Raw genomic sequence first — 23,767 nt, 5'->3', positions numbered from 1 at the left:
GCGAGAGATCGACCACAATGGCGCCCATGCCGACGTACGTCGCGTTCCTGCGAGCGATCAACCTGGGCGCCACCCGGAAGTTCCCCCAGGACGCCATCCGGGCGGCCGTCGAGTCGACGGGCGCCCGTGACGTCGAGACCTACATCAACACCGGCAACGTGCGACTGGGCTCGAGCCGTCGGTCGCCGGCCAAGGTCGCCGCCGACCTCGAGGAGGCGTTCGCCGCGGACCGCGGCTTCGAGGTGCCGACGGTGGTGCTCACCCTCCCCGAGCTCGCCGCGATCGCGGCCGACGCCGAGGAGCTGGCGGACGGCCACGACCGGCTGGGCATGCAGTACGTCTCGCTGCTCAAGCAGGCGCCGACCGCGGCGCAGGTGCGCGACATCGAGGCCGTCGAGGTGGAGGGCGAGCGACTCGTCGTACGCGGGCGCGGCGCCCACCTGCTGCTGGATCAGCGCGACAGCTACCACCTGGCCCGGTTGTCCAACGACTTCGTCGAGAAGCGCCTCGGCGTCTCGACCAGCCGCAACGTGCGGGTCATCCGCGAGCTGGCCTCCCGCTGGGGCTGAGCCTCAGACGTGCAGCGTCTCGATGACCGCCTCGCCCCGTGAGAGCTTGCCCGCCGCCCGGGGGAGCTCGGAGCGGGCCATCAGGTGGTGCGCGCGGGCCTCGTCGAGGGTCGTGCGCCCCACGACCTCGCCGCCGGCGACCAGCGGGACGAGCAGGTCCCGGTCGTCGCCGTCGTCGACGGGTGGCGTGCCGATCCCCACCACCTCGGAGCGGGCCACGCCCGAGGAGTCGCGACGCCGCAGGGCGTACTTGCGTCCGCCGATCGAGATCTTGTCGCTCGATCGCTTGGCCACCGACACCATCTCGCCGTCGTCCCCGGCCCGGGAGACGAGCTTGTAGACGAAGCCGCAGGTCGGGTGTCCGGACCCGGTCACCAGCTGGGTGCCGACGCCGTAGCCGTCGACCGGCGCGGCGGCGAGGGAGGCGATCGCGTGCTCGTCGAGGTCGCTGGTCACCAGGATCCGGGTGCCGTTCGCGCCGAGCGAGTCCAGCTGGGCGCGCACCTCGTGCGCCAGCACCCCCAGGTCACCCGAGTCGAGGCGCACCGCCCCCAGGTCGGGACCCGCGATCTCCACCGCGGTCCGCACCGCGGCGGCGACGTCGTAGGTGTCCACCAGCAGGGTCGTCCCCACGCCGAGCGCGTCGACCTGCGCGCGGAACGCGTCCGCCTCGGTGTCGTGCAGCAGGACGAAGGAGTGGGCCGCGGTGCCGGCGCTCGGCACGCCGTACCGCTGTCGGGCGGCGAGGTTGGAGGTGGTGGCGAAGCCCGCGACGTACGCCGCCCGCGCGGCCGCCACGGCCGCCTCCTCGTGGGTGCGGCGCGAGCCCATCTCGATGCACGGCCGGTCCCCGGCCGCCCAGGTCATCCGGGACGCGGCGGAGGCGATCGCGGAGTCGTGGTTGTAGATCGACAACAGCACCGTCTCGAGGACCACGGCCTCGGCGAAGCCGCCCTCGACCACCAGCAGCGGCGAGTAGGGGAAGTAGGCCTCGCCCTCGGCGTACCCCCAGACGTCGCCGGAGAAGCGGTACGACGCCAGCCACTCGCAGGTGGTCTCGTCGAGCACCTCGCAGAGCACCGCGAGGTCCTCGTCGGTGAACCGGAAGGACTCGATGGCGTCGAGTGCCCGACCGACGCCGGCGACCACGCCGTAGCGGCGCCCGTCGGGGAGGCGCCGCGGGAAGAGCTCGAAGACCGAGTGCCGCTCGGCGGTGCCGGCGTGCAGGGCCGCCTGGACCATGGTGAGCTCGTAGTGGTCGGTCAGCAGGGCCGGCGATCGGGTCACCGTGGCAGCCTCCCACGGGGGAGCCGGGCTCCGGGCCTGTGCCACGATGGTCCCGTGTCCGCTGCCAGCCCTGTCGAGGTCGATCCGACGCTCTCGCCGGACGAGATCACGTTCCTCGCCAAGCCGTGGGTGACCATCGTCTGGAACGACCCGGTCAACCTGATGTCCTACGTCGCCTACGTGTTCCAGAAGTACTTCGGCTACGACAAGGCCAAGGCCGAGCGGCTGATGATGGAGGTCCACACCGACGGCAAGTCGGTGGTCTCCACCGGCACCCGCGAGGAGATGGAGCGCGACGTGCAGGCGATGCACGAGTACGGCCTGTGGGCGACCATGGAGCGCGCCTCATGACGGGCTTCGCCCGGCACCGCCGCAGTCGTCTGGTCATCGGGACCTTCACCGGCTTCGAGGCCGACCTGCTGCGCTCGCTCGCCTCGCAGATCGTCGAGCTGCTGCGCAACGAGGCCGCCGTCCCGGACGAGTCCCGCGACCCGTTCGAGGCGATGATGGACTTCTCCGGGCCGACGACCGCTCCTGAGGACCCGGTGCTGCACCGCCTCTTCCCCACGGCGTACGCCGACGACGAGGAGGCCGCCGCCGAGTTCCGGCGCTTCACCGAGGGGACCCTGCGCGACGGCAAGGCGGCCGCGGCCTGCACGATCATCGACGGGCTCGAGGAGGCCGGGCTGCCGCCCGAGCTGACCGAGGACGGGCTGATGATCGACGTCGAGCTCGACGAGCCGACCGCCGAGACCTGGATGCGCTCCTTCACCGACATCCGCCTCGCGCTGGCCACCCGGCTCGGGGTCGAGGACGGCGACGAGGACCGCTGGCACGCGCTGCCCGACGACGACCCGCGCGCCCAGGCGCACGACATCTACGAGTGGATCGGCTGGCTCCAGGAGACCCTCGTCGAGGCACTCACGGCATGAGCCCGGTCCCCGAGTTCGTCGTCGAGATCCGCCAGATGATCGGCAGTCACCCGCTCTGGCTGCCCGGCGTCACCGCGGTCATCCGGCGCGACGACGAGCTCCTCATGGTGGAGCGGGCCGACAACGGCGCCTGGACCCCGGTCACCGGCATCGTCGACCCGGGGGAGGAGCCCGCCGTGGCGGCGGCGCGCGAGGCGCTCGAGGAGGCCGGCGTGGTCATCCGCGTCGACCGGCTGGCCTCGACGTCGGTGATGTCCGAGGTCGTCTACGACAACGGTGACAGGGCGTCGTACCTCGACCTGACCTTCGCCTGCACCTGGCTCAGCGGCGAGGCCCACGTGGCCGACGACGAGTCCACCGACGTGCGGTGGTGGCCGCTGGACGCGCTGCCCCCGATGTCGGAGTCGATGACCCAGCGGGTGGCTGCCGCGCTGTCCGGCGAGCGTGAGGCGCGGTTCGTCACCGATCCGGATGCCGCGCCGCTCGACTGGGACCCGACCGTGCGTGACGGCACCACCGCGGCGCCCGACCAGGTGCATCTGCGCACACCCGGTCGCCCGCAGCCGTGACGGGAGCACCCTCCGGTCCCGGCCCGACCCCGGACGAGTGGCGGCGGCAGCTGCTCGCCCTGGTGGCGCGCGGTCGTGAGGCGTACGGCGCCGAGCCGGTCCGCGAGGCGTTGACGGAGGTGCTGGAGGAGCTGCCCTCCACCGACGGCGTCCCGGACGTGCTGCGCCCCGACCGTCCCGTGCTCGGCGTGGACGCCTGCCCGGCAGGCTGGGTGGGCGTCCTCCTCGGCCCCGACGGGCGGCCGACCGTGCACGTCGCCGGCTCCATCGCCGACCTCGTGGCCCTGGTCCGGGAGCGCGCCGAGCCGGCCGTCGTGGCGATCGACATCCCGATCGGCCTCCCGGACTCCGGCCCCCGGCGGGCCGACGGCGAGGCGCGTCGCCAGCTCGTCGGCAAGGGCTCGTCGGTGTTCCCGACGCTCACGCGGGCGGCGTACGAGGCGGACACCTACGAGCTGGCCCGGGCGGCCAACCTGGCCGCCACCGGCGGGGCGAGCAGCGCGAGCGCGCAGGCCTACGCCCTGGGCGCGAAGGTCCTCGAGGTCGACGCCTGGATCCGCTCGGGACCGGGCACCGAGGTGATCGAGGTGCATCCCGAGCTCAGCTTCGCCCGCATGGCCGGCTCGCCGGTGATCGCACGCAAGAAGGACCCGGAGGGGGTGCTTGCCCGTCGCGAGGCGCTGCGCGCCCACGGCCTGGCTGCGCCGGCGTGGTTCCGCGGCGCCGGCTTCGGCGAGGACGACCTCCTCGACGCGTGCGCGGCCGCGTGGAGCGCCGCCCGCCACGACCGCGGGGCCGGCGAGTCCTTCCCGGCCGAGCCCGAGGTCTTCGGCGACGGCATCCCCGCCGCGATCCGCGTCTGAGCGCGACCCCAGCGGCCGTCAGCCCGAGTGGGTGGTGACGCCGTACCGCTCCCGCGACGCAAGTGCCCACCGCGAGACCGGCACCGACACGAGGGCGATGACCAGCATCAGGCCGGCCAGGATGAGCCAGCCGGCCTCGCCCATCTCGACGCACAGCAGGGTCACCACCGGCGGTCCCACCACGGCGATGACGCTGAACCCGAGGCCGGCGAAGCCCTGGTACTGCCCCTGCCGCTCGTGCGGTGCGAGTCCCATCTGCAGGCCCCACTGGCCGCCGGAGCCGATCATCTCGCCGACCACGTGCACCAGCGAGCCGGCGACGAGCACCACCACGGCGAAGGTCACGTCGCCGCGGTCGGCCAGGGAGACGATGGCGAAGCCGGCCGCGATCCACACGGCCCCGCGCACCAGCGCACGGGCGCCGGCCTCGACCGAGTCGGCGCGGCGTGACAGCCGGACCTGGAAGATCGCCACGCACGCCGTGTTGAGGATGAGCAGGACGGCGACCATCACCGGCGGCGCCTCGGTGCGCTCGGAGATGAAGAGGGCGAGGCCGAGCTCCATCACGAAGAAGTGCAGCGAGAACAGCCCGGTGATGGCCACGACGACCGCGTAGGGCCAGTCCCGCAGCACGGCCATCCGGGGCTCGCCCTCCGCACGCCGGTACGCCGGGAGGTCGGGGAGGCGGGTGGTGTTCCAGGCCGCGAAGCCGGTGAAGACGGCGTTCAGCACGAAGACCGACACGTAGGCCCACGACTCGTCGACGACGAGCGCGGCCCCGCCGAAGACCGACCCGAGCCCGATCGCGGTGTTGGTCACCGCGCGCAGGTAGGCCTTGAAGAGCACGCCGCGTCCGCCCGTCGCGAGCTGGGCGATGACGCCCTGCTGGACGGAGCCCGCGGACCGTTCGAAGAGCGCGAGGAGGCCGAGGAGCAGCGCCAGCTGCCACGGGGTCTGGGCGAGGACGGGCAGCGCGCTGGTCAGGGCGGCGCCGACCATGAAGAAGGTGAGCATCCGCCGTGGCCCGTGGCTGTCGCCGAGGTGGCCGGCCGGCACCTGCACCACGATGCCGACGAGAGCGGCCACGGAGAGCGCGAAGGCGACCTCCGCCGCGGAGAACCCGACCTGCCGGGTGAAGTAGAGCGCGCTGGTCGTCATCACGGCGCCGGCACCGAACCGGTTGGCGAACGAGCCGATGGCGAGCACCCGCAGGTCGCGCTCGAGGGGGATGCCGTGCCGGGTCAGCGGCTGGATGGTGCTGGTCGTCATCGTGTCCCCCCGAGCGGATCTATCTTGATGTCAAGATATATGTGGTGAGACGGGGCCGGGTCAAGTTGGTCGACTGCCTAGGGTGGATCCGTGCTGACCATCGACCAGGCGACGTACGACGCGATCGTCGCCCACGCCAAGCGCGACCACCCCGACGAGGCCTGCGGCATCGTCGCCGGCCCCGAGGGCAGTGACCGCCCCGAGCGGCTCGTGGAGATGGTCAACGCCGCCGGCAGCCCGACGTTCTACGAGTTCGACTCGACCGACCTCCTGCAGCTGTACAAGGACATGGACGCGCGGGACGAGGAGCCGGTGGTCGTCTACCACTCGCACACGGCCACCGAGGCCTACCCCAGCCGCACCGACATCGGGCTGGCCATGGAGCCGAACGCCCACTACGTCCTGGTGAGCACGCGCACACACGGGAATAACGACGGCCCCGTGGAGTTCAGGTCGTATCGCATCATCGACGGCGCGGTGACCGAGGAAGACGTCACCGTCGTCGCCCAGCTGTTGCCCCGAGAATCGGAAGAGAGCACCCCCTGATGGCCATCGAGGTCCGCATCCCCACCATCCTCCGCACCTACACCGACGGCGCCAAGGCCGTCGACGGCAGCGGCGACAACCTGCAGGCACTCATCGACGACCTCGAGGGCAACCACCCCGGGATCAAGGACCGGCTCATCGAGTCCGGCGACCTGCGCCGCTTCGTCAACGTCTACATCAACGACGAGGACGTCCGCTTCATGGGCGGGCTCGAGGCAGAGCTCGCCGACGGCGACCAGGTCGTCGTGCTGCCCGCCGTCGCCGGTGGAGCGCGCTGAGCGCGTGACCCGCTACGACAGCCTCCTGGAGTCGGTCGGCGGCACCCCGCTGGTCGGGCTGCCGCGGCTGTCGCCGAGCCCCGACGTCCGCTTGTGGGCCAAGCTCGAGGACCGCAACCCGACAGGCTCGATCAAGGACCGTCCGGCCCTCGCGATGATCGAGCAGGCCGAGAAGGACGGCACCCTGCGTCCCGGGTGCACGATCCTGGAGCCCACGTCGGGCAACACCGGCATCTCGCTGGCCATGGCGGCCAAGCTCAAGGGCTACCGCATCGTCTGCGTCATGCCCGAGAACACCTCCGAGGAGCGTCGTCAGCTGCTGCGGATGTGGGGCGCCGAGATCGTCTCCTCGCCCGCCGCGGGCGGCTCCAACGAGGCCGTCCGGGTCGCGAAGAAGATCGCCGGCGAGCACCCCGACTGGGTGATGCTCTACCAGTACGGCAACGACGCCAACGCGCTCGCGCACGAGCAGGGCACCGGTCCCGAGCTGCTCGCCGACCTGCCGGACATCACGCACTTCGTGGCCGGCCTCGGCACCACCGGCACCCTGATGGGCGTCTCGCGGTTCTTCCGCAAGACCCGGCCGGAGGTGCGCATCGTCGCCGCGGAGCCGCGCTACGGCGAGCTGGTCTACGGCCTGCGCAACCTCGACGAGGGCTTCGTGCCCGAGCTGTACGACGCCTCGCTCATCGACTCCCGCTTCTCGGTCGGTCCCCGCGACGCCGTGCGCCGGGTGCGTGAGCTGCTCGAGCTCGAGGGCATCTTCGCCGGCATCTCCACCGGCGCGATCCTGCACGCCGCGCTCGGTCAGGCCGCCAAGGCCGTGAAGGCCGGCGAGCGCGCCGACATCGCCTTCATCGTCTGCGACGGCGGCTGGAAGTACCTCTCGACCGGTGCCTACGAGGGCACCGTCGACGACGCGGAGGATCGCCTCGACGGGCAGCTGTGGGCATGATGCTCGCGTGCCCCCGCGAGCCCCGTCCCGAGCCCCCCGAGTTCGCCGCCTGCGACCCTCGCTGGTCGCCGCGGCCCTCTTCCTGACCCTGCTGCCGACCGCGCCGCTCGCGGCCGCTCGGGAACCCTCCCCGCTGCCGGGGCTGGCCACCGTCGAGGTCCCCTCGATCGAGGGCCGGGCCCGTCAGGGTGAGGAGCTGCGCGCCGACCCCGGCCGCTGGACGCCCCGGCGCGACGAGACGACGTACCGCTGGCTGCGCGACGGCGAGCGGATCCGTGGCGCCCGCGAGCGCCGCTACCGCCTCGGTGCCCCCGACGTCGGCGCCCGCATCAGCGTCGAGGTCCGGGTCCGTGCCGAGGGCTACGCGTGGACCGCGGCGAGCTCCGCCGCGACGCGGGAGGTGGCCTACGCCGCCCCGGTGCGCCGGCGGGTCACCTACAGCGTGACGACCCGCGGCGCGCTCACCACCAGCGTCGCGGTGTTCCGCCGCCAGGCGCAGGAGACGTACGACGACGCGCGGGGGTGGCGTGCCGGTGGCATCGAGTTCCGCCGCGTGCCCCGCGGGGGTGACTTCACCCTGGTGCTGGCCGCCGCCTCGGCGATGCCGAGCTTCTCCTCCACCTGCTCGACGACGTGGTCGTGCCGGATCGGGCGCTACGTCGTCATCAACCAGGAGCGCTGGAAGCACGCGTCACCCGCGTGGAACGCGGCCCGCCGGCCGCTGCGCGACTACCGCCACATGGTGGTCAACCACGAGACCGGGCACTGGCTCGGCCGCGGCCACGTGGGCTGCCCGGGCCCGGGCAGCCTCGCCCCGGTGATGATGCAGCAGTCCAAGGGCCTCGACGGCTGTCGCTTCAACCCCTGGCCCCTGCCCGGCGAGCGGTGAGGGTCAGTCGGCGCTGACGTCGAGGTCCTGCGCGACGTCGTGCTCGCTGCCCGGCACCGCCGGCAGCCCGAGGAGGTCGAGGGCCAGGTTGGCGACGTCGCCGTTGCGGACCGGCTGCGTGCCGGAGTACGGCGAGCGGACGCGGCCCGGGTCGGCGTAGTCGGGGTTGAGGTCGTAGAGGTCGCTGCCCCGGTCCGTGCCCGCACCCCACACCAGGAAGGGGACGCGGTAGTCGACGGCCTTGGTGGGATCGGTGTGGTTGGCCCCCTTGCCGCCGTGGTCGGCGGTGAGGATGACCGTGGTGTGGCCGGCCAGCGCGGGGTCGCGGCGGATCGTCCTGAGCACGGTGCCCACGCGGCGGTCGGCGCGCCGTACGGCCTTGAGATAGGCGGCGCCCATGAAGCCCTGGGCGTGACCGACGATGTCGGGCTCGGAGAGGTGCAGCAGGCGGAACGCCCGCGGCTGGGAGACGAGGTCGGCGCGGAACGCCTTCACCAGCGCGGCGTTGTCCTCGATGATCGTCTCGGTGTCGGTGGCGATCGGCCACGAGCGGTCCCACAGGGAGAACTTGGTCTTGCTGGCGAAGAACCCGGCCGAGAGCCCGGCGTCGTCGACGACGGTGAAGACCGACTCGACGGGCCCGCCGGCGGCGGCCTGGACGGTGGGCGGGGTGAGCCGGTCGTCGTTCCAGGTCACGCCGTGCCCGCCGGTCGCGGCCTCGATCCTGCGCCCGGTCACCATGCCCGTGTGGTTGGGCAGGGTGAGCGTGAGCTCCTGCTCCGTGCGCGCGTTGAGGGTGCTCGCGCCCTGGCGGATCATCCGGTGGAGGTTCGGCGCCTTCGCGCGGCCCAGCCTGCGCAGCGCGTGCGGGTTGAGGGCGTCGATCGAGATGGCCACCACCGTGTCGGCCACTCCCACGCGACGCGGTGACTCAGCCGCGGGAGCGCTGGTCGCGGCGGGGACGGCGCCGACGCTCAGGAGCGCCGCCGAGGCGAGCAGGACGAGGGAGCGGCGTACACGGGAGGGAGCAGGCATGCCCGCCACCCTAGGCGCCGATGGCCGGCGTGCGGTGTGACAGGGCCGATGCGGTGTGACGGGGCCGACGTCCGGTGTGACGGGGCCGACGCGGCCGGGCGCGTGCCATCCCCGGCCCCCACGCCCTAGCCTTGCTGCTTGTGCCGACCATCAACCGTGAGGACCCGATCGGGATCTTCGACTCCGGGTTCGGTGGCCTGACCGTCGCCCGGTCGGTCATCGACCAGCTGCCGCACGAGTCGATCCTCTACGTCGGCGACACCGCCCGCCAGCCGTACGGCGCCAAGCCGATCGGAGAGGTCCGCGAGTACGCGCTCGAGTGCCTCGACCACCTCTACGAGCAGGGAGTCAAGGCGCTGGTCATCGCCTGCAACTCCGCCAGCGCGGCCATGCTGCGCGACGCACGCGAGCGGTACGACGTCCCGGTCGTCGAGGTCATCCTGCCGGCGACCCGCCGCGCGGTCGCCGCCACCCGCACCGGGCGCATCGGGGTCATCTGCACCCGCGCGACGGCCGAGTCGATGGCCTACGAGGACGCGTTCGCCGCGGCACCGCACGTCGACCTGCACGTCCGGGCGTGCCCGCGCTTCGTCGACTTCGTGGAGCAGGGCACCACCGGTGGCGACGAGCTCACGGCCGTCGCCCACGAGTACCTCGACCCGCTGGTGGAGGCCGACGTCGACACCCTCGTGCTCGGGTGCACCCACTACCCGCTGCTCACCGGCATCATCTCCCTCGTGATGGGTGACGGGGTGACCCTGGTGAGCTCCGCCGAGGAGTCGGCCAAGGACGTCTACAAGATGCTGGTCCGCGGGGACCTGATGCGCGAGTCCGGCGAGCCGACGTACGCCTTCGCCACCACCGGGCGCCCCGACGAGTTCGAGACGATCGGCCGCCGCTTCCTCGGTGCCGAGCTGCTCGGGGCCTCCCAGTTCGCCGGCGGCCTCAGGTGAGGCTCACCGTCGTCGGCTGCTCGGGCTCCTACCCGGGGCCCGACTCGGCCGCCAGCAGCTACCTCTTCGAGGCCGAGGGCCCGGACGGGGACACGGGGCGGACCCGCACCTGGCGGATCCTGGTGGACCTCGGCAACGGCGCGCTCGGCCAGCTGCACCGGTACGTCGACCCGCTCACCGTCGACGCGGTGCTCATCAGCCACCTCCACGCCGACCACTGCCTGGACCTGTGCGGCTACTACGTGATGCGCAAGTACCACCCGACCGGCGCGCAGCCACGCATCCCCGTGTGGGGGCCGCCGGACACCCCCGGGCGGATGGCGCGGGCCTACGACCTGCCGCTGGACCCCGGGATGGGGGAGGAGTTCGACTTCCGCCCGCACCGGCCCGTCGTGGAGATCGGTCCGTTCCGGGTCGAGTCGGTCCCGGTCGTGCACCCGGTCGACGCCTTCGCGCTGCGGGTCACCGCCGACGGCCGCTCGGTCGCCTACAGCGGGGACACCGGCCCGTGCGAGGCGTTGGAGGGGATCGCTGCGGGAGCCGACCTGTTCCTGTGCGAGGCGTCGTTCCGTGACGGCGAGGACAACCCGCCCGACCTGCACATGACCGGGTCGGAGTGCGGCACCGCGGCCCGCCGTGCCGGTGTCGAGCGGCTGGTCCTGACCCACGTGCCGCCGTGGCACGACCCCCAGGACGCGCTCACGGAGGCGCGCACCACCTGGGACGGGCCCGTGGAGCTCGCCGTCGCCGGGGCCGTCTACGAGCTCTGAGGGCGGGCCGGACCTCACGGGGTGGCGACTCCAGTCACCTGATCTGTCGATGAGCCGAACGTCGGATCGCTTGCGGCGCGCGCTCCTGGCCAACACCATGGCCGGATGAGTGACGTGCCCGAACGCTGGAGTCAGGCGAGCGTCTACCCCGACATGTGGGCAGATCCGGCGGCTGATTCCCGCAACAGCGACGGAGTCAGCCCGGACGGCGAGCTGGCGACGCTGCAGGACTACCTGAGCAACTATCGGTTGACCCTGCTGATGAAGTGCGAGGGGCTCGACCCCGAGCAGCTGGCGCGCCGCTCGGTGCCGCCGTCGACCATGTCGTTGCTCGGACTCGTGCGTCACCTGGCCGAGGCAGAACGGGACTGGCGCAACTGGTTCGCGCCGGGGGAGCCCGCGCCGAAGATGTACGGCGAGGGCGATGACGACTTCGACCAAGCCGTCGGCGAGCAGGCGACGGTCGACGGCGCACTCGGCGATCTTGCCCGTGAGCAGGCCGCTACTGACGCAGCGTTGGCTGAGCATCCGGATCTGGCTGAGCGGATCGGCGATCGTGGTGTCGCGGTGCGTGAGCTGTGGGTCCACCGGATCGAGGAGTACGCCCGGCACTGCGGGCACGCCGACCTGCTGCGCGAGTGCATCGACGGCAGGGTCGGGCAGTAGGTCGGCACGCGTCACCGCACCCATCCGCCGCGGTGCGCGCTTGCGGCGTGCGGGGAGCATTGCTGCAATCTGGCAGTCGCCGACGGATGGAGGGCACGTCCGGATCGCCCGTCGAACGAGTCGGCACAGACGTCACGGCGCACCTTCCACGGCGATTTCCCGGATCGGGCATCGTAGGGTCGCCGAGGCGCGAGGTGTGCCGCCCCTGGACGCCCGGATCCGCCGCGACCAGTGCGCGCGCTCATGCCGTTGAGCGGTCGATGGTCCGGGGGTGCGTCAGGGTCTTTCCGGATGTGAGCGGGCTCGTCGAGCTGAGAGCCTCGCTCTGTGGGAGGTGAGGACTCGACAAGCGAGACGCCCGGCGTCGAGGAGGTCGTCCTTCCGCGCCGCCCGGTCCTCACCTTCTGGCTCATCGCTGTGGCGCTGGAAGTCGCGTTGGGGGTGGCTTTCCTCGTCAGCGGTGCGGAGTCTGCGATCGACGACGGGCTGTCGAAGGCAGGACTCGACTTCGGCTCCGACCTGCTCACAGCCGGACGGGTCGTCGTCGTCTACCCCGCCGCGCTTCTGGGCGTGGCGCTGGCGCTTGCCCAGGTCGCAGCACCGGACCTTGCGGTGCTCGTCGTCGCTCGCATCCGGGGCGGCCGCGTGCTCCTGCGTGCGGTGGGCAGACGGTTCCGCCCGTGGTCGACGGAGGTCGGTGCACGCAAGGGACTCGGGATCTGGCTCGTCGTTGTCGTCGTGTTCTCCGGCTGCAACCTGGTCAGCGGGTTGCTGCACCGGGAATTGGTGCCGCAGGACTTCGTCTGGCACTTCTCCTGGAGCATGCTCGCGTTGCTCCCGGTGGCGATGTTCCTCGATGCCGGGGCGCTGCTGGAGGAGAACGGGTGGCGCGGGTTCGCGCTCCCGGTCCTGCTCCAGACGCGAGGGCCGCTGGCCGCCTCCGTCATCGTCGGTCTCGCCTGGGCGGCATGGCACTTCCCGGTGAAGTTCGACGCCTTCCTCGACTACGGACTCTGGGGAGCCGTCGCGTACCTCGGCGCCTTCACCGTCAAGATCGTTGCCATCTCCGTGGTGATGACGTTCTTCTGGGCCCGAGCCGGACAAGCCACCCTGCTGGCCGTCGTCATGCACGGACTCTCGAACGACGTGGCCAGGGTGGGCGGTCTGGTGGACGGAGCAACGTGGCAAGCGTCTGCGGTCAGCGAGCTGAACCTGGCCCTCCCGTTCGTCGTGCTTGCGTTCGTGCTGGTCCCCTACGCCGATCGCACGGGGTGGGGCGACCTGAGGGGCCTGACCACGGCGCGTCGAACGCGTTGAGCACAGATTCCAGCAGCTCCCACTGCTCGTCGGTCAGATCACGTGGGTACGGCATGGCCGGCACGGTGACCGCGTCGCTCATCCGGGCAGGGACTCACCGAGTCAGACCAGTCCCGCGTCGTGCACGCACATGGCGATCTGCACGCGGTTGGTCGCGTCGAGCTTCTCGAAGAGTCGGGACACGTGCGCCTTGACCGTGGGCACCGAGAGGTAGAGCTCCCTGGCGATCTCGGCGTTGGAGAGGCCGCGACCCACGCAGACCGCGACCTCGCGCTCCCGCAGGGTGAGCCGGGACATCCGTGACTCGGCCGCGGTCGAGCGGTCGTCGGGCGCGCCGGAGCGCACCTGCCGGAGCAGGGACCGCGTGGCCGAGGGGGACAGCATCGCGTCACCACCGGCGACGAGCCGGATCGCGTTGACGATCTCGGTGGGCGGGGTGTCCTTCAGCAGGAACCCGTCGGCGCCGGCCTCCACGGCGCCCACCACGTGGTCGTCGGCGTCGAACGTGGTCAGCACGATCACCGCGGGGGGCCGGGTGCCCCGGTGCAGGGCGCGAGTGGCGTCGAGGCCGTTCATCACCGGCATCCGGATGTCCATCAGCACCACGTCGGGTCGCAGGGAGGCGGCCATCCGCACGCCCTCGGCACCGTCCCCGGCCTCGCCGACGACCCGGAGGTCGCTCTGCCCGCCGAGCATCAGGGTGAGCGCCGAGCGGACCAGTGCGTCGTCGTCGACGATCAGCACCGAGATGGGGCCGTCCTCCGCGACCGTCATGACGTCCACGGTATCGAGGCCCGCAGCACGAACACCGACCCCTCGCGGCCGTGCTCCAGCCGGCCGCCGCGCAGCTCGGTGCGCTCGGCGAGGCCGATGAGGCCGAGGCCGGCACCGGGCGTGGCGCCGGCGGGGTGGAAGCCGAGCGGGTTGCGGACCTCCACCTCCAGGCCGCGGTCGGGGTCGCCGCCGACCACCACGCTCACGTGGGCGCCGGGGGCGTGCTTGCCGGCGTTGGTGAGTCCCTCCTGCACGATCCGGTAGAGCGTGCGTCCGGCGCCGTCCGGCAGCGGCTCGCCGGTGACGTCGACGCGGTCGTCGTACGTCACGTTCATGCCGCTCCGGCGTGCCTCGACGACCATCTCCTCGATGTCGGAGAAGCGGGGTTGCGGCGGGTCGACTGGCTCACCGCTGCCGTCGCGCAGGACCCCGAGCACGCCTCGCAGCTCGTGGAGGGCCTCGTTGGCCTTGCCCTGGATCTGGGCGAGGCCGGCCCGCAGCTCGTCGGCGGCGAGGTCCTCGCGGAAGGCCAGCGCGCCCGAGTGCATGGACACCTGGGTGATCCGGTGCGCCAGCACGTCGTGCATCTCGCGCGCGATGCGCTCGCGCTCGGTGCCGCGGGCCTGGGAGACCCGCAGCTCCTGCTCGGCCTCCGCCCGGACGGCGCGCTGGCGCAGCGTCCACACCAGCTCGCGCCGCGAGCCGAGGTAGAGCCCCCAGCCCATCATCGCGGTGTTGACGACGGCGTTGACCAGGACGACGAGCCACGTCGGGTCCTGCAGCTCGATGGGGGCGTAGAACGAGTAGGCGGTCGCCGCCAGGAAGTTCGTGACGCCCACCAGCGCCACCGACCAGGCGACGCGCTGCGTGGCCACCGACACCGCGGCGAGGGTCGCCGGGCCCGCGGCGATCCCGGAGAAGGTGCTGAGCAGTGCGATGACCATCGCGATGGTGACCGGTGCGCGCCGCCGCATCACCACCAGGACGTACGACGCGAGGCCGAAGAGGATCTCCACCCAGAAGAGCACCCGGTGCGACTCGAGCTCGCCCTCGATCGCCTGGGACCAGACCGCCGCCGAGATCAGGGCGCAGACGGCGAGCCGCCAGGCGTGGCTGCGCCAGGTCAGCGGGGGCCGCATCTCCCGGGGGCTCGGGTGGTCCATGCCGCACAGGTTAGGACGTCGGGGGAGCGCCCCTACTTTGGTAGGGGCCCGCTCCAGCCCTGCGACCGATGTCCCGGTGCCTGGATGGCGGCAGGCTGTCGGTCATGATCCGAGTGACAGCCCTCACGAAGTCGTACGGCCACTTCACGGCCGTGGACGACGTCTCTTTCGAGGCACGCCCCGGCCGCGTGACCGGCTTCCTTGGCCCCAACGGCGCGGGCAAGACCACCACGATGCGCGTGATGGTGGGCCTCACCACCGCCACGTCCGGCGAGGTGACGATCGGCGGCCACCACTACCGCGACATCCCCAACCCCGGCCGCCACGTGGGCGTCCTGCTGGACGCGTCGGCCCAGCACGCCGGGCGCACCGGCCGCGAGATCCTCAGCCTCGGCGCCGAGACCATGGGGCTGCCGTCCTCCCGGGTCGACGAGATGCTCGAGCTGGTCTCCCTCGACGCCCGCGAGTCCAAGCGTCGCCTGCGCAACTACTCGCTCGGCATGAAGCAGCGCCTCGGCATCGCCCACGCGCTGCTCGGGGACCCGTCCGTGCTCATCCTCGACGAGCCGGCCAACGGCCTCGACCCCGCCGGCATCCGGTGGATGCGCGGCCTGCTCAAGGGGTACGCCGATCGCGGCGGCACCGTTCTGCTCTCGAGCCACCTCCTCAACGAGGTCGAGCTCATCGCCGACGAGATGGTCCTGATCGGGCATGGGCGGATCGTGGCTCAGGGCACCAAGGAGGAGCTCCTGGCCGGCGCCGACCACCGCTCCACCCACGCCACCTCCCTGGACAACGCGCAGCTCGCCCGGGTGCTCACGGAGCGCGGCCACGCCGTGGTCGCAGCGGGGCAGGGACTGCGGGTCGAGGCGGCCCCGGTCGAGATCGGCCGCGCGGCGGCCGAGCACTCGATCGTGCTCACCGACCTGCGCGCCGCCGAGGGCGGCCTCGAGGACCTGTTCCTCTCCCTCACCTCCGACACCCAGCGCGACGTCCTCGAAGGGGCTGCCTCATGAGCGCCATCCCGCACGCCGCGGCGCCGCACGCCGGCACCGCCGACCTCGGCACCATCGACCTCTCCTCGAGCGACGCCGTGCCGATGAGCCGGCTCGCCCGGGTCGAGCTGCGCAAGGCCCTCGACACCCGGGCCGGGCGATGGTTCACCATCGCGATCCTCGTCCTCGTCCTCGCCGTCCAGGTCATCTACGCCTTCGCGGCGCCGGAGGACGCGCTGGCCTACGGCGACTTCCTCGGCGTCGCCGGCGGGGTGCTCGGCTACTTCATGCCGATCCTCATCATCATGCTGGTGACCAGCGAGGCCAGCCAGCGCAACGGGCTGGTGACCTTCACGCTGGAGCCGCGGCGCTCGCGGGTCGTGGTGGCCAAGTTCCTGGCGGGCTTCGCCCTCGCCATCGCCGTGATGGTCCTGGCGGCGCTGATCGCGGTCGTCGGCACCCTGATCGGCATCGCGACGGGCGCCGAGGCGCAGTGGTCGGTCGACGGCAACCTGCTCTTCAACGGCTTCGTATTGGCCAACGTGATCGGCGTGCTGATCGGCTTCGCCATCGCGACCCTGTTGATGAACACCCCGGCGGCCATCGTGGGCTACTTCGTCTACAGCCTCATCCTGCCGATCGCGGTGGGGATCCTCGGCTCGCTGAGCTCCGGCTTCGCGGACGTGGCCCCGTGGATCGAGTTCAACACCGCGCAGACGCCGCTCTTCATGGGCGACTACACGCCCACCGGCGAGGAGTGGGCCCAGATCGCCACTTCCGGCCTCATCTGGCTGGTCCTCCCGCTCGCCCTCGGGATCGCGCGGTTGATGCGCATCGAGTTCAAGTAGCCCCACTGACTGGCCCCCCTCGGGGGAGGGGGTCGCCACCAGCCGGGTCCGGCCGTGCACGGGGACGACCGGACCCGGCTCACTCGTGCCCGCAGGGCCCTGCCCGCCACCGCCGCAGTCGGTCGTCGTGGCTAGGGTCGGGCCCCATGACGACACCTGCTGACTCCCGTGCCGACGGTCGCGCCGACGACCAGCTCCGCCCGATCACCATCACCCGCCACTGGCTCGACCACGCGGCCGGCTCGGTTCTCGTGGAGTTCGGCGGCACCAAGGTGCTGTGCGCCGCGTCCGCCTCCGAGGGCGTGCCGCGCTGGCGCAAGGGCTCCGGCCTCGGCTGGGTGACCGCGGAGTACGCGATGCTCCCCGCCTCGACCAACACCCGCTCGGACCGTGAGTCCGTCAAGGGCCGCATCGGCGGACGCACCCACGAGATCTCCCGCCTGATCGGCCGCTCGCTGCGCGCCGTCATCGACTACCAGGCGCTCGGCGAGAACACCATCGTCCTGGACTGCGACGTCCTGCAGGCCGACGGCGGGACCCGCACCGCCGCCATCACCGGGGCGTACGTCGCCCTGGCCGACGCCGTGGCCCACCTGCGCTCGCAGGGCGCGCTGAGCGGCGAGCCGCTGACCGGCTCGGTGGCAGCGGTCAGCGTCGGGATCATCGACGGCGTCCCGCGCCTCGACCTGCCCTACGAGGAGGACGTGCGCGCCGAGACCGACATGAACGTCGTGATGACCGGCGAGGGCACGTTCGTCGAGATCCAGGGCACGGCCGAGGGCGCTGCCTTCGACCGCGCCGAGCTCGACGCCCTGCTCGCCCTCGCCGAGAAGGGCTGCGCCGACCTCACCCGTCTGCAGCACGAAGCCCTGGCGCGATGAGCCGGGTCTTCCTCGCCTCGCGCAACGCCAAGAAGCTCGCCGAGATGCAGCGGATCCTCGCCGAGCACGTGCCGGGCGTCGAGGTGGTCGGGCTCGACGACGTCCCGGCGTACGACGAGCCGGTCGAGGACGAGCCGGACTTCGCCGGCAACGCGCTGCTCAAGGCCCGCGCCGGCGCCCGGGTGACGGGGCTGCCCTCGCTCGCCGACGACAGCGGACTGTGCGTCGACGCGCTCAACGGCATGCCCGGGGTGCTGTCGGCGCGCTGGTCCGGACCGCCGAAGAGCGACGTCCGCAACAACGCCCTGCTGCTGGCCCAGCTCTCCGACGTCCCCGACGAGCGCCGTGGCGCCCACTTCGCGTGCGCCGTGGCCCTGGTCCACCCCGACGGGCGCGAGCTCGTCGTCGAGGGACGGATGGACGGGCGCATCATCCGCGAGGTGCGCGGCGACGGCGGCTTCGGGTACGACGTGGTGTTCGTCGCCGACGAGCACACCGACGAGGGGCTCACCTCGGCCGAGCTGGACCCCGCGGAGAAGGACCGGATCAGCCACCGGGGCCGTGCCCTGCGCGAGCTGGCTCCCCAGGTCGCGGGCCTCCTGGCCTGAGCCGCCCCGCCGGTCTCCCGGGTCGTCGCTCGGTTGCCGCGTGTCCCAGAGTGGCGGCACATTGCGGCTCGGGGCGAGGTGCGGCTGCAATCCGCCGCCACTCTGGGTGGGGGAGGTGCGGTCTGCCGCCACTCTGGTGGCCGGGAGCCCGACCGCTCAGTAACTGGCGGCGCGCGACGGGCTCGGGGCGGTTCGACCCGTCGTACGCCGCCACTTGGCGTTGCCGCGCGTCCCAGAGTGGCGGCACATTGCGGCTAGGGGCGACGTGCAGGTGCAGTCCGCCGCCACTCTGGGTGGGGGAGGTGCGGTCTGCCGCCACTCTGGTCGCCGGGCGCCCGACCGCTCAGTAACTGGCGGCGCGCGACAGGCTCAGGGCCGATCGACCCGGACGTACGCCGCCAGTTGCGTGTCGTTCGGATGGTGATGTCGTGCGCTCGGAGAGACTCGAACTCTCACTGGCCAGGACCTAAACCTGGTGCCTCTGCCGATTGGGCTACGAGCGCAGTGTGCAGCCGGTGCGTCAGTCCAGCCCGAGGTCCCGCCGCAGCTTGGCGACGTGCCCGGTGGCCTTGACGTTGTACTGGGCGAGCTCGACCTTGCCCTCCTCGTCGATGACGAAGGTCGAGCGGATGACACCCTCGACGACCTTGCCGTAGAGCTTCTTCTCCCCGAACGCGCCGTAGGCCCGGTGGGCGGCCAGGTCCTCGTCGGAGAGCAGCGTGAGGGTGAGGGCGTCGCGCTCGCGGAACTTCGCGAGCTTGGCCGGCTTGTCCTTGGAGATCCCGAGCACCTCGTAGCCCGCACCCCGCAGCGAGTCGAGCGAGTCGGTGAAGTCGCACGCCTGCTTCGTGCAGCCGGGGGTCATGGCGGCGGGGTAGAAGTAGACGATCACCTTGCGCCCGCGCAGGTCCGCCAGCCGCACCTCGTCGCCGGTGTCGGAGGTGAGGGTGAAGTCGGGGGCGACGTCGCCGGGAGCGAGGCGGTCGGTCATCGAGGTCTCCTGGAGGGTGGCCGCTCGGGCCTGTGCTGGGGGCGGGTGGTTGTTGCAAACAAGATGCAATAAGGTGGTGGACGAGGTGGGCGGGCGTTCGGGGGAGCCCCGCCCACCCGCAATCTACCCACCGCCCGAGGAGGCCTCCGTGCACGTCCCCGACGGTTTCCTCGACGCGCCCACGTCGATCGCCACGGGCGCCGTGGCCGTCGCCGGCGTCGGCCTGGCCCTGCGTGGTGCTCGGCGCGAGCTCGACGACCGCACCGCGCCGATGGCCGGTCTCGTGGCGACCTTCGTCTTCGCCGCCCAGATGATCAACTTCCCCGTGGGCGCCGGCACCAGCGGTCACCTGCTCGGCGGGGCGCTGGCCGCGGTCCTGGTCGGACCGTGGTCCGCCGTGCTCTGCATCAGTGTGGTGCTGCTGGTCCAGGCCCTGCTGATGGCCGACGGTGGCATCACCGCGCTGGGCACCAACGTCACCCTGATGGCCCTCGTCGGCGTCTGGGTCGGGTGGGGCGTGTTCGTCCTGGCCCGCCGGCTGCTGCCGCGGCGTACCAGCATGGTCGTCCCGGCCGCCGCCATCGGGGCCCTGGTGAGCGTCCCCGCCGCCGCCACCGTGTTCGCGCTCCTCTTCGCCGTCGGGGGCATCGCCCCGGTCGACCCCGGCAAGGTCCTGGCCGCGATGGTCACGTGGCACGTGGTCATCGGCATCGGCGAGGCGATCGTGACGGGGCTCGTCGTGGCCAGCGTCGTCGCCACCCGCCCGGACCTGGTCCGGGGCGCGTTGCCGGCGCTGGAGAAGCGCGAGCTCGAGATCAGGAGTCCCGCCCGATGAAGCAGCGCACCTTCCTCGCCCTGGGCCTGCTGGTCTGCCTGCTGGTCGCCGGCGTCGCCAGCTACTACGCCAGCTCCCACCCCGACGGCCTCGAGTACGTCGCCGAGCAGACCGGCTTCCTCGACTCCGCCGAGGACTCCGCGGCCTCCGACAGCCCCTTGGCCGGCTACTCCACGGACGGTGTCGACGACGCCCGGCTCAGCGGCGGCCTCGCCGGCGCCGCCGGCGTCGTGGTGATGCTGCTGCTCTCGACCGGCCTCTTCTGGACGCTGCGGCGCCGCGGCCACCCGCAGGACGCCGAGGACCACGCAGACTCTGAGGACCACACGGACGCCGAGGACCACGCGGACGGCCGGTCCTGATGGGCGCCGGGCACGGACACCGTCTCCACTTCCACGGCCACAGCCCGGTCCACCGGGCTCCGGCGCACCTCAAGCTCGTGGCGCTCCTCGGCTTCATGCTGGTGGTCGTGGCGACGCCGTCCGACTGGTACGCCGCGTACGCCGTCGAAGCCCTCCTGCTCCTGGGGGTCGTCGCCCTGTCGCGGGTGCCGGTGACCTACCTGGCGCCGCGCATGGTCATCGAGGTGCCCTTCGCGGTCTTCGCGCTGCTGATGCCCTTCCTGGCCCACGGCCCGCGCACCGAGGTCCTCGGCCTCACCGTCTCCGAGCCGGGCCTGCACGCCGGCCTGGCCCTGCTGGTCAAGGGCACGATCGGTGTGCTGGCGTCGCTGACCCTGGCCTCGACCACCGAGCCGCAGGAGGTGCTGCGAGGGCTCCAGCGGCTGCGGATGCCCGACCTCATCGTGCAGATCATGGGCTTCATGATCCGTTATCTCGACGTCGTCACCGCCGAGCTCGGCCGGATGATGGTGGCCATGCGCTCGCGTGGCTGCGATCCCCGCTCGCCTCGGCAGTGGCCGACCCTGGCGCGTGCCATGGGCGCGCTGTTCATCCGCTCCTACGAGCGCGGGGAGCGGGTGCACCTGGCGATGCTGTCGCGGGGGTACGACGGTCGCCTGCCCGCCCAGGACGCGGCATGAGCACGCCGGTGCTCGACGTCCGCGGGCTGGCCTACGCCTACCCCGACGGTCACCAGGCCCTCTTCGGCGTCGACCTGCACGTGCACGAGGGGGAGCGGGTCGCCCTGCTCGGGCCCAACGGCGCGGGCAAGACCACACTGGTCCTCCACCTCAACGGCATCCTGGCGGCCGGGGCCGGCAGCGTCACGGTCAGCGGCCTGCCCGTGGGCAAGCAGCACCTGGGCGAGATCCGCCGCCGCGTGGGCATCGTGTTCCAGGACCCCGACGACCAGCTGTTCCTCGGCTCGGTGCGCCAGGACGTGGCCTTCGGTCCCGCCAACCTCGGTGTCAAGGGTGCGGCCCTCGACGCCCGGGTGATGGACGCCCTGGACCGGGTCGGGATGGCCGACTTCGTGGACCGCCCGCCGCACCACCTCTCCTTCGGGCAGCGCCGCCGGGTGGCGGTGGCCACCGTCCTGGCCATGGAGCCCGAGATCCTCGTGCTCGACGAGCCGTCGTCCAACCTCGACCCCGCGTCGCGCCGTGAGCTCGCCGACATCCTGCGGAGCCTCGACGTCACCGTGCTGATGGTGACCCACGACCTGCCCTACGCCCTGGAGCTGTGCCCCCGCTCGGTGGTGCTGAGCGATGGTGTCGTGGTGGCCGACGGCCGCACCCTCGACGTGCTCACCGACGACGCGCTGATGCGGTCCCACCGCCTCGAGCTGCCGTGGGGCTTCGACCCGCGCGCGGTTGGTAACCTTCCCGCGTGACCAACGAACTGAGCTCGCTCGAGCGGGAGATCGAGGAGACGCGGCAGCGTCTCGCTCAGACGATCGACCAGCTCGCCTACCGCACCAACCCCAAGACGATCGTCGGGCGCGAGGTGACCTCGATCAAGGCCCACTTCGTCGATCTCGAGACCGGCGAGCCGCGCACCGACAACATCCTCAAGGTCGCCGGCGGCGTCGTGGGCGCCCTCGTGCTCCTCACGGTCATCCGCAAGATCGTCCGCTGACCGACACGCCATGAGTGATCGCGCGCCGATCAAGATGCTCCACGACCGGATCATGGTCGAGGTCGACCACGAGTCCGGGGAGCGCCGCTCGTCGGGCGGCATCGTCATCCCGGCGACCGCGGCGATGGGAGCCCGGCGCCTGGCCTGGTCGCGCGTGATCGCCACCGGCCCGCACGCCCGGGCCGTCGAGGTCGGCGACCGGGTGCTCTTCGACCCCGAGGACAAGGCCGAGGTCGAGGTCCATGGCGAGGTGTACGTCGTCATGCGCGAGCGCGACGTGCACGCCGTCGCAGCGGAGCGCCTCGACGGCGGCTCGACGGGCCTCTACCTGTGAGTGCCAACCAGCGCGGCACCGTCGTGATGTCCGACGCGGAGGTGGACGACTTCCTGGCGGAGCAGCGCAACGCCACCGTCGGGACCCTCGGACCGCGGGGCCAGATCCACCTGGTCGGCATGTGGTACGCGTGGTTCGACGGCCACGTCTGGCTGGAGACCAAGCCGAAGTCGCAGAAGGTCGTCAACCTGCGCCGCGACCCGCGGATGAGCTTCCTCGTCGAGGCCGGGCACACCTACGACCAGCTGCGTGGCGTCTCCCTCGAGGGCGAGGGCGTGGTGGTCGACGACGCAGCGCTGCTCGAGCGGGTGTGCCTCGAGGTCTTCGAGCGCTACCAGGGGCCCTACACCGAGGACCTGAGGCCGTTCCTCGACGTGATGATGCACAACCGGGTCGTCGTACGCCTCGACATCGAGCGGACCCGCTCCTGGGACCACCGCAAGCTCGGCCTGCCGGCCATGGAGCTCGGCGGCTCGACGGCCGCCTCGGTCACCGGCCCGTCGGCCTGATCGACCCTCAGGTCTCGTCGCGGCAGGCACGCACCCACATGCCGGGGGCGTACGCCGCCACGGTGTGGGCCGCCTCGTCGGCGTACATGTCCTCCTGGACGTAGAGGAACCCCTCGCGGATGAACAGGGACTTGCCGCGCTCGTGGGTGATGCTGGGGTGCGTCGTCGCGTCGGTGCTCGGCAGGTGGACGGTGATACCCATCGTGCGCTCCTCGGTCAGTGGGGTGAGGGGCACCCACGCCCCCCGGGTGCGACACGACGGTAGGGCGGCGCGCGGCCGCCCCGTCCGGGCCCGCGCAGATCATCCCCAAATATGAGGAGCGTGCCTCAGTGCAGGGCGACCTTCAGCAGGGCGACCAGGACGCCGAGGCCCGCGCCGACCGCGGCACTCGCCACCCGACCCCAGGGGCCGAGACCGCTGCGTACGCCCGCCAGGTAGCTGTAGGCGGTGAGCAGGCCGATGGTGGCGATCAGGGCCGTCCACGCCGCCGTGCGCAGGGTCGCCCCGGCGGCGTCGGCGACCAGCAGGATGAGGATCGGCAGGATCGAGGCGCCCGCGAGCAGCCACGTCTCCTGCACGGCCAGGCGCAGGGACACCAGGGGATGGTGTCCGTGCGTCACCGAGAAGGCGAGGGTGCGCGCGTGCAGGTGGGCCAGCCAGTAGACGAGCACGGTGCCGAAGATGGCGATGCACAGCCGCGCGGTCGACGACACGTGTCCGGCGCTGTACGCGATGGCGGCCGCGCAGACCACGGTGCCGGTGAGGAGGCCCTCGCCGCCGCTGATGAGTCCCAGCGGATCGGCCCGGCCGCCCGGGCGGGCGGTGGTCACGTCGTGCGCGCCGGCGTCCTCGTCGTTCACCACGGGTCCAGCCCTCCTCCGAGGCGTGGCG

At 72.2% G+C, this 23,767-nt stretch carries 32 protein-coding genes and 1 tRNA gene; 24 read left to right on the top strand and 9 right to left on the bottom strand.

Going from position 1 to position 23,767, the window contains the following annotated elements; genetic code table 11:
* Positions 1-26 precede the first annotated feature (26 nt).
* On the top strand, positions 27-569 hold the full coding sequence (locus ASG94_RS04115; protein ID WP_056926278.1) for a DUF1697 domain-containing protein: 543 nt from the start codon (positions 27-29) through the stop codon (positions 567-569).
* A 3-nt stretch (positions 570-572) separates the two neighbouring features.
* Here ASG94_RS04115 and ASG94_RS04110 read toward each other — a convergent pair whose 3' ends face one another.
* Positions 573-1,856 (bottom strand): nicotinate phosphoribosyltransferase, encoded by a 1,284-nt coding sequence (locus ASG94_RS04110; protein ID WP_056925106.1) that lies wholly within the window; start codon positions 1,854-1,856, stop codon positions 573-575.
* Between the two features lie 54 nt (positions 1,857-1,910).
* Here ASG94_RS04110 and clpS point away from each other — a divergent pair, with 54 nt between their 5' ends.
* From clpS to ASG94_RS04090, 4 genes are read left to right on the top strand one after another with little or no spacing between them, the layout of a single operon-like run.
* Positions 1,911-2,207: an ATP-dependent Clp protease adapter ClpS gene (gene clpS, locus ASG94_RS04105; RefSeq protein ID WP_056925105.1), complete on the top strand. Its 297-nt coding sequence runs from the start codon at positions 1,911-1,913 to the stop codon at positions 2,205-2,207.
* A complete protein-coding gene (locus tag ASG94_RS04100; protein ID WP_056925104.1) occupies positions 2,204-2,788 on the top strand; it encodes a DUF2017 domain-containing protein in 585 nt (194 codons plus the stop codon). Before clpS ends, ASG94_RS04100 begins: the two co-directional genes overlap by 4 nt.
* On the top strand, positions 2,785-3,357 hold the full coding sequence (locus tag ASG94_RS04095) for an NUDIX hydrolase (protein WP_082623915.1): 573 nt from the start codon (positions 2,785-2,787) through the stop codon (positions 3,355-3,357). Before ASG94_RS04100 ends, ASG94_RS04095 begins: the two co-directional genes overlap by 4 nt.
* On the top strand, positions 3,354-4,220 hold the full coding sequence (locus tag ASG94_RS04090) for a DUF429 domain-containing protein (protein WP_056925103.1): 867 nt from the start codon (positions 3,354-3,356) through the stop codon (positions 4,218-4,220). Before ASG94_RS04095 ends, ASG94_RS04090 begins: the two co-directional genes overlap by 4 nt.
* An 18-nt stretch (positions 4,221-4,238) precedes the next feature.
* Here the strand turns inward: ASG94_RS04090 and ASG94_RS04085 are convergent, their stop codons facing one another.
* Positions 4,239-5,489: an MFS transporter gene (locus ASG94_RS04085; RefSeq protein WP_056925102.1), complete on the bottom strand. Its 1,251-nt coding sequence runs from the start codon at positions 5,487-5,489 to the stop codon at positions 4,239-4,241.
* A gap of 90 nt (positions 5,490-5,579) precedes the next feature.
* Between ASG94_RS04085 and ASG94_RS04080 the strand changes: the two genes are divergently transcribed.
* The 4 genes from ASG94_RS04080 to ASG94_RS04065 are packed head-to-tail and all read left to right on the top strand — an operon-like array spanning position 5,580 to position 8,157.
* The gene (locus ASG94_RS04080; protein WP_056925101.1) at positions 5,580-6,035 is read left to right on the top strand and encodes a Mov34/MPN/PAD-1 family protein; all 456 of its coding nucleotides are present in this window, start codon (positions 5,580-5,582) and stop codon (positions 6,033-6,035) included.
* Positions 6,035-6,313, top strand: coding sequence for a MoaD/ThiS family protein (locus ASG94_RS04075; RefSeq protein ID WP_056925100.1), 279 nt, complete (start codon positions 6,035-6,037; stop codon positions 6,311-6,313). Before ASG94_RS04080 ends, ASG94_RS04075 begins: the two co-directional genes overlap by 1 nt.
* A gap of 4 nt (positions 6,314-6,317) precedes the next feature.
* Positions 6,318-7,268, top strand: coding sequence for a PLP-dependent cysteine synthase family protein (locus tag ASG94_RS04070; RefSeq protein ID WP_056926277.1), 951 nt, complete (start codon positions 6,318-6,320; stop codon positions 7,266-7,268).
* A 7-nt stretch (positions 7,269-7,275) separates the two neighbouring features.
* Positions 7,276-8,157 (top strand): DUF3152 domain-containing protein, encoded by an 882-nt coding sequence (locus tag ASG94_RS04065; protein ID WP_056925099.1) that lies wholly within the window; start codon positions 7,276-7,278, stop codon positions 8,155-8,157.
* A gap of 3 nt (positions 8,158-8,160) precedes the next feature.
* Here ASG94_RS04065 and ASG94_RS04060 read toward each other — a convergent pair whose 3' ends face one another.
* Positions 8,161-9,192: an alkaline phosphatase family protein gene (locus ASG94_RS04060; RefSeq protein WP_082623914.1), complete on the bottom strand. Its 1,032-nt coding sequence runs from the start codon at positions 9,190-9,192 to the stop codon at positions 8,161-8,163.
* A 140-nt stretch (positions 9,193-9,332) separates the two neighbouring features.
* Between ASG94_RS04060 and murI the strand changes: the two genes are divergently transcribed.
* The 4 genes from murI to ASG94_RS04040 all read left to right on the top strand — a co-directional run bounded on the left by murI (position 9,333) and on the right by ASG94_RS04040 (position 12,898).
* Entirely contained in the window at positions 9,333-10,145 is an 813-nt protein-coding gene (gene murI, locus ASG94_RS04055) for a glutamate racemase (protein WP_235537123.1), read from the top strand.
* Positions 10,142-10,915 carry an MBL fold metallo-hydrolase gene (locus ASG94_RS04050; protein WP_056925096.1) on the top strand — a complete coding sequence of 258 codons (774 nt, stop codon included), beginning with the start codon at positions 10,142-10,144 and terminating at the stop codon, positions 10,913-10,915. The genes murI and ASG94_RS04050 overlap by 4 nt, the downstream gene beginning before the upstream one ends.
* Before the next feature lie 105 nt (positions 10,916-11,020).
* Positions 11,021-11,581, top strand: a complete 561-nt coding sequence (locus ASG94_RS04045; protein WP_056925095.1) for a DinB family protein — start codon at positions 11,021-11,023, stop codon at positions 11,579-11,581.
* Positions 11,582-11,908: 327 nt separating this feature from the next.
* The gene (locus ASG94_RS04040) at positions 11,909-12,898 is read left to right on the top strand and encodes a CPBP family intramembrane glutamic endopeptidase (RefSeq protein WP_056925094.1); all 990 of its coding nucleotides are present in this window, start codon (positions 11,909-11,911) and stop codon (positions 12,896-12,898) included.
* A 102-nt stretch (positions 12,899-13,000) separates the two neighbouring features.
* On the opposite strand, the gene ASG94_RS04035 is transcribed toward ASG94_RS04040, so the two are convergent.
* Both ASG94_RS04035 and ASG94_RS04030 read right to left on the bottom strand, forming a co-directional pair.
* Positions 13,001-13,672 carry a response regulator gene (locus ASG94_RS04035; protein ID WP_056926276.1) on the bottom strand — a complete coding sequence of 224 codons (672 nt, stop codon included), beginning with the start codon at positions 13,670-13,672 and terminating at the stop codon, positions 13,001-13,003.
* Positions 13,669-14,835, bottom strand: a complete 1,167-nt coding sequence (locus ASG94_RS04030; RefSeq protein WP_056925093.1) for a sensor histidine kinase — start codon at positions 14,833-14,835, stop codon at positions 13,669-13,671. The genes ASG94_RS04035 and ASG94_RS04030 overlap by 4 nt, the downstream gene beginning before the upstream one ends.
* Before the next feature lie 104 nt (positions 14,836-14,939).
* Here ASG94_RS04030 and ASG94_RS04025 point away from each other — a divergent pair, with 104 nt between their 5' ends.
* From ASG94_RS04025 to rdgB, 4 genes are all read left to right on the top strand, one after another.
* Positions 14,940-15,851 (top strand): ABC transporter ATP-binding protein, encoded by a 912-nt coding sequence (locus tag ASG94_RS04025; protein ID WP_056925092.1) that lies wholly within the window; start codon positions 14,940-14,942, stop codon positions 15,849-15,851.
* A complete protein-coding gene (locus tag ASG94_RS04020) occupies positions 15,848-16,678 on the top strand; it encodes an ABC transporter permease subunit (protein WP_056925091.1) in 831 nt (276 codons plus the stop codon). Before ASG94_RS04025 ends, ASG94_RS04020 begins: the two co-directional genes overlap by 4 nt.
* 146 nt (positions 16,679-16,824) lie before the next feature.
* Complete coding sequence (gene rph, locus ASG94_RS04015; RefSeq protein ID WP_056925090.1) at positions 16,825-17,559, top strand: ribonuclease PH; 735 nt, start codon at positions 16,825-16,827, stop codon at positions 17,557-17,559.
* Positions 17,556-18,167 (top strand): RdgB/HAM1 family non-canonical purine NTP pyrophosphatase, encoded by a 612-nt coding sequence (gene rdgB / locus ASG94_RS04010; RefSeq protein ID WP_056925089.1) that lies wholly within the window; start codon positions 17,556-17,558, stop codon positions 18,165-18,167. The genes rph and rdgB overlap by 4 nt, the downstream gene beginning before the upstream one ends.
* A 429-nt stretch (positions 18,168-18,596) precedes the next feature.
* On the opposite strand, the gene ASG94_RS04005 is transcribed toward rdgB, so the two are convergent.
* Together ASG94_RS04005 and bcp are read right to left on the bottom strand one after the other, a co-directional pair.
* A tRNA-Leu gene (locus ASG94_RS04005) sits at positions 18,597-18,670 on the bottom strand.
* Between the two features lie 17 nt (positions 18,671-18,687).
* Positions 18,688-19,158, bottom strand: coding sequence for a thioredoxin-dependent thiol peroxidase (bcp, locus tag ASG94_RS04000; RefSeq protein WP_056925088.1), 471 nt, complete (start codon positions 19,156-19,158; stop codon positions 18,688-18,690).
* A gap of 148 nt (positions 19,159-19,306) precedes the next feature.
* Here bcp and ASG94_RS03995 point away from each other — a divergent pair, with 148 nt between their 5' ends.
* The 7 genes from ASG94_RS03995 to ASG94_RS03965 are packed head-to-tail and all read left to right on the top strand — an operon-like array spanning position 19,307 to position 22,875.
* Positions 19,307-19,993 (top strand): energy-coupling factor ABC transporter permease, encoded by a 687-nt coding sequence (locus ASG94_RS03995; RefSeq protein WP_056925087.1) that lies wholly within the window; start codon positions 19,307-19,309, stop codon positions 19,991-19,993.
* Complete coding sequence (locus tag ASG94_RS22130) at positions 19,990-20,355, top strand: PDGLE domain-containing protein (protein WP_200958011.1); 366 nt, start codon at positions 19,990-19,992, stop codon at positions 20,353-20,355. Before ASG94_RS03995 ends, ASG94_RS22130 begins: the two co-directional genes overlap by 4 nt.
* Positions 20,355-21,035: a cobalt ECF transporter T component CbiQ gene (gene cbiQ / locus ASG94_RS03985; protein ID WP_056925086.1), complete on the top strand. Its 681-nt coding sequence runs from the start codon at positions 20,355-20,357 to the stop codon at positions 21,033-21,035. Before ASG94_RS22130 ends, cbiQ begins: the two co-directional genes overlap by 1 nt.
* Complete coding sequence (locus ASG94_RS03980; protein ID WP_056925085.1) at positions 21,032-21,787, top strand: energy-coupling factor ABC transporter ATP-binding protein; 756 nt, start codon at positions 21,032-21,034, stop codon at positions 21,785-21,787. The genes cbiQ and ASG94_RS03980 overlap by 4 nt, the downstream gene beginning before the upstream one ends.
* Positions 21,784-22,032 (top strand): DUF3618 domain-containing protein, encoded by a 249-nt coding sequence (locus ASG94_RS03975; RefSeq protein WP_056925084.1) that lies wholly within the window; start codon positions 21,784-21,786, stop codon positions 22,030-22,032. The genes ASG94_RS03980 and ASG94_RS03975 overlap by 4 nt, the downstream gene beginning before the upstream one ends.
* A 10-nt stretch (positions 22,033-22,042) precedes the next feature.
* Positions 22,043-22,366: a GroES family chaperonin gene (locus tag ASG94_RS03970; protein ID WP_056925083.1), complete on the top strand. Its 324-nt coding sequence runs from the start codon at positions 22,043-22,045 to the stop codon at positions 22,364-22,366.
* On the top strand, positions 22,363-22,875 hold the full coding sequence (locus ASG94_RS03965; protein ID WP_156411405.1) for a pyridoxamine 5'-phosphate oxidase family protein: 513 nt from the start codon (positions 22,363-22,365) through the stop codon (positions 22,873-22,875). Before ASG94_RS03970 ends, ASG94_RS03965 begins: the two co-directional genes overlap by 4 nt.
* Positions 22,876-22,882: 7 nt before the next feature.
* On the opposite strand, the gene ASG94_RS03960 is transcribed toward ASG94_RS03965, so the two are convergent.
* Both ASG94_RS03960 and ASG94_RS03955 read right to left on the bottom strand, forming a co-directional pair.
* A complete protein-coding gene (locus ASG94_RS03960; RefSeq protein ID WP_056925082.1) occupies positions 22,883-23,077 on the bottom strand; it encodes a hypothetical protein in 195 nt (64 codons plus the stop codon).
* A 125-nt stretch (positions 23,078-23,202) separates the two neighbouring features.
* A complete protein-coding gene (locus tag ASG94_RS03955; protein WP_156411404.1) occupies positions 23,203-23,739 on the bottom strand; it encodes a hypothetical protein in 537 nt (178 codons plus the stop codon).
* Between the last annotated feature and the right edge of the window lie 28 nt (positions 23,740-23,767).

It is taken from the genome of Nocardioides sp. Soil805, from assembly GCF_001429625.1.
Lineage (GTDB): Bacteria > Actinomycetota > Actinomycetes > Propionibacteriales > Nocardioidaceae > Nocardioides.
Note: the sequence above shows the minus strand (reverse complement) of the source record. Positions and strands in the feature narration are given on the sequence as shown.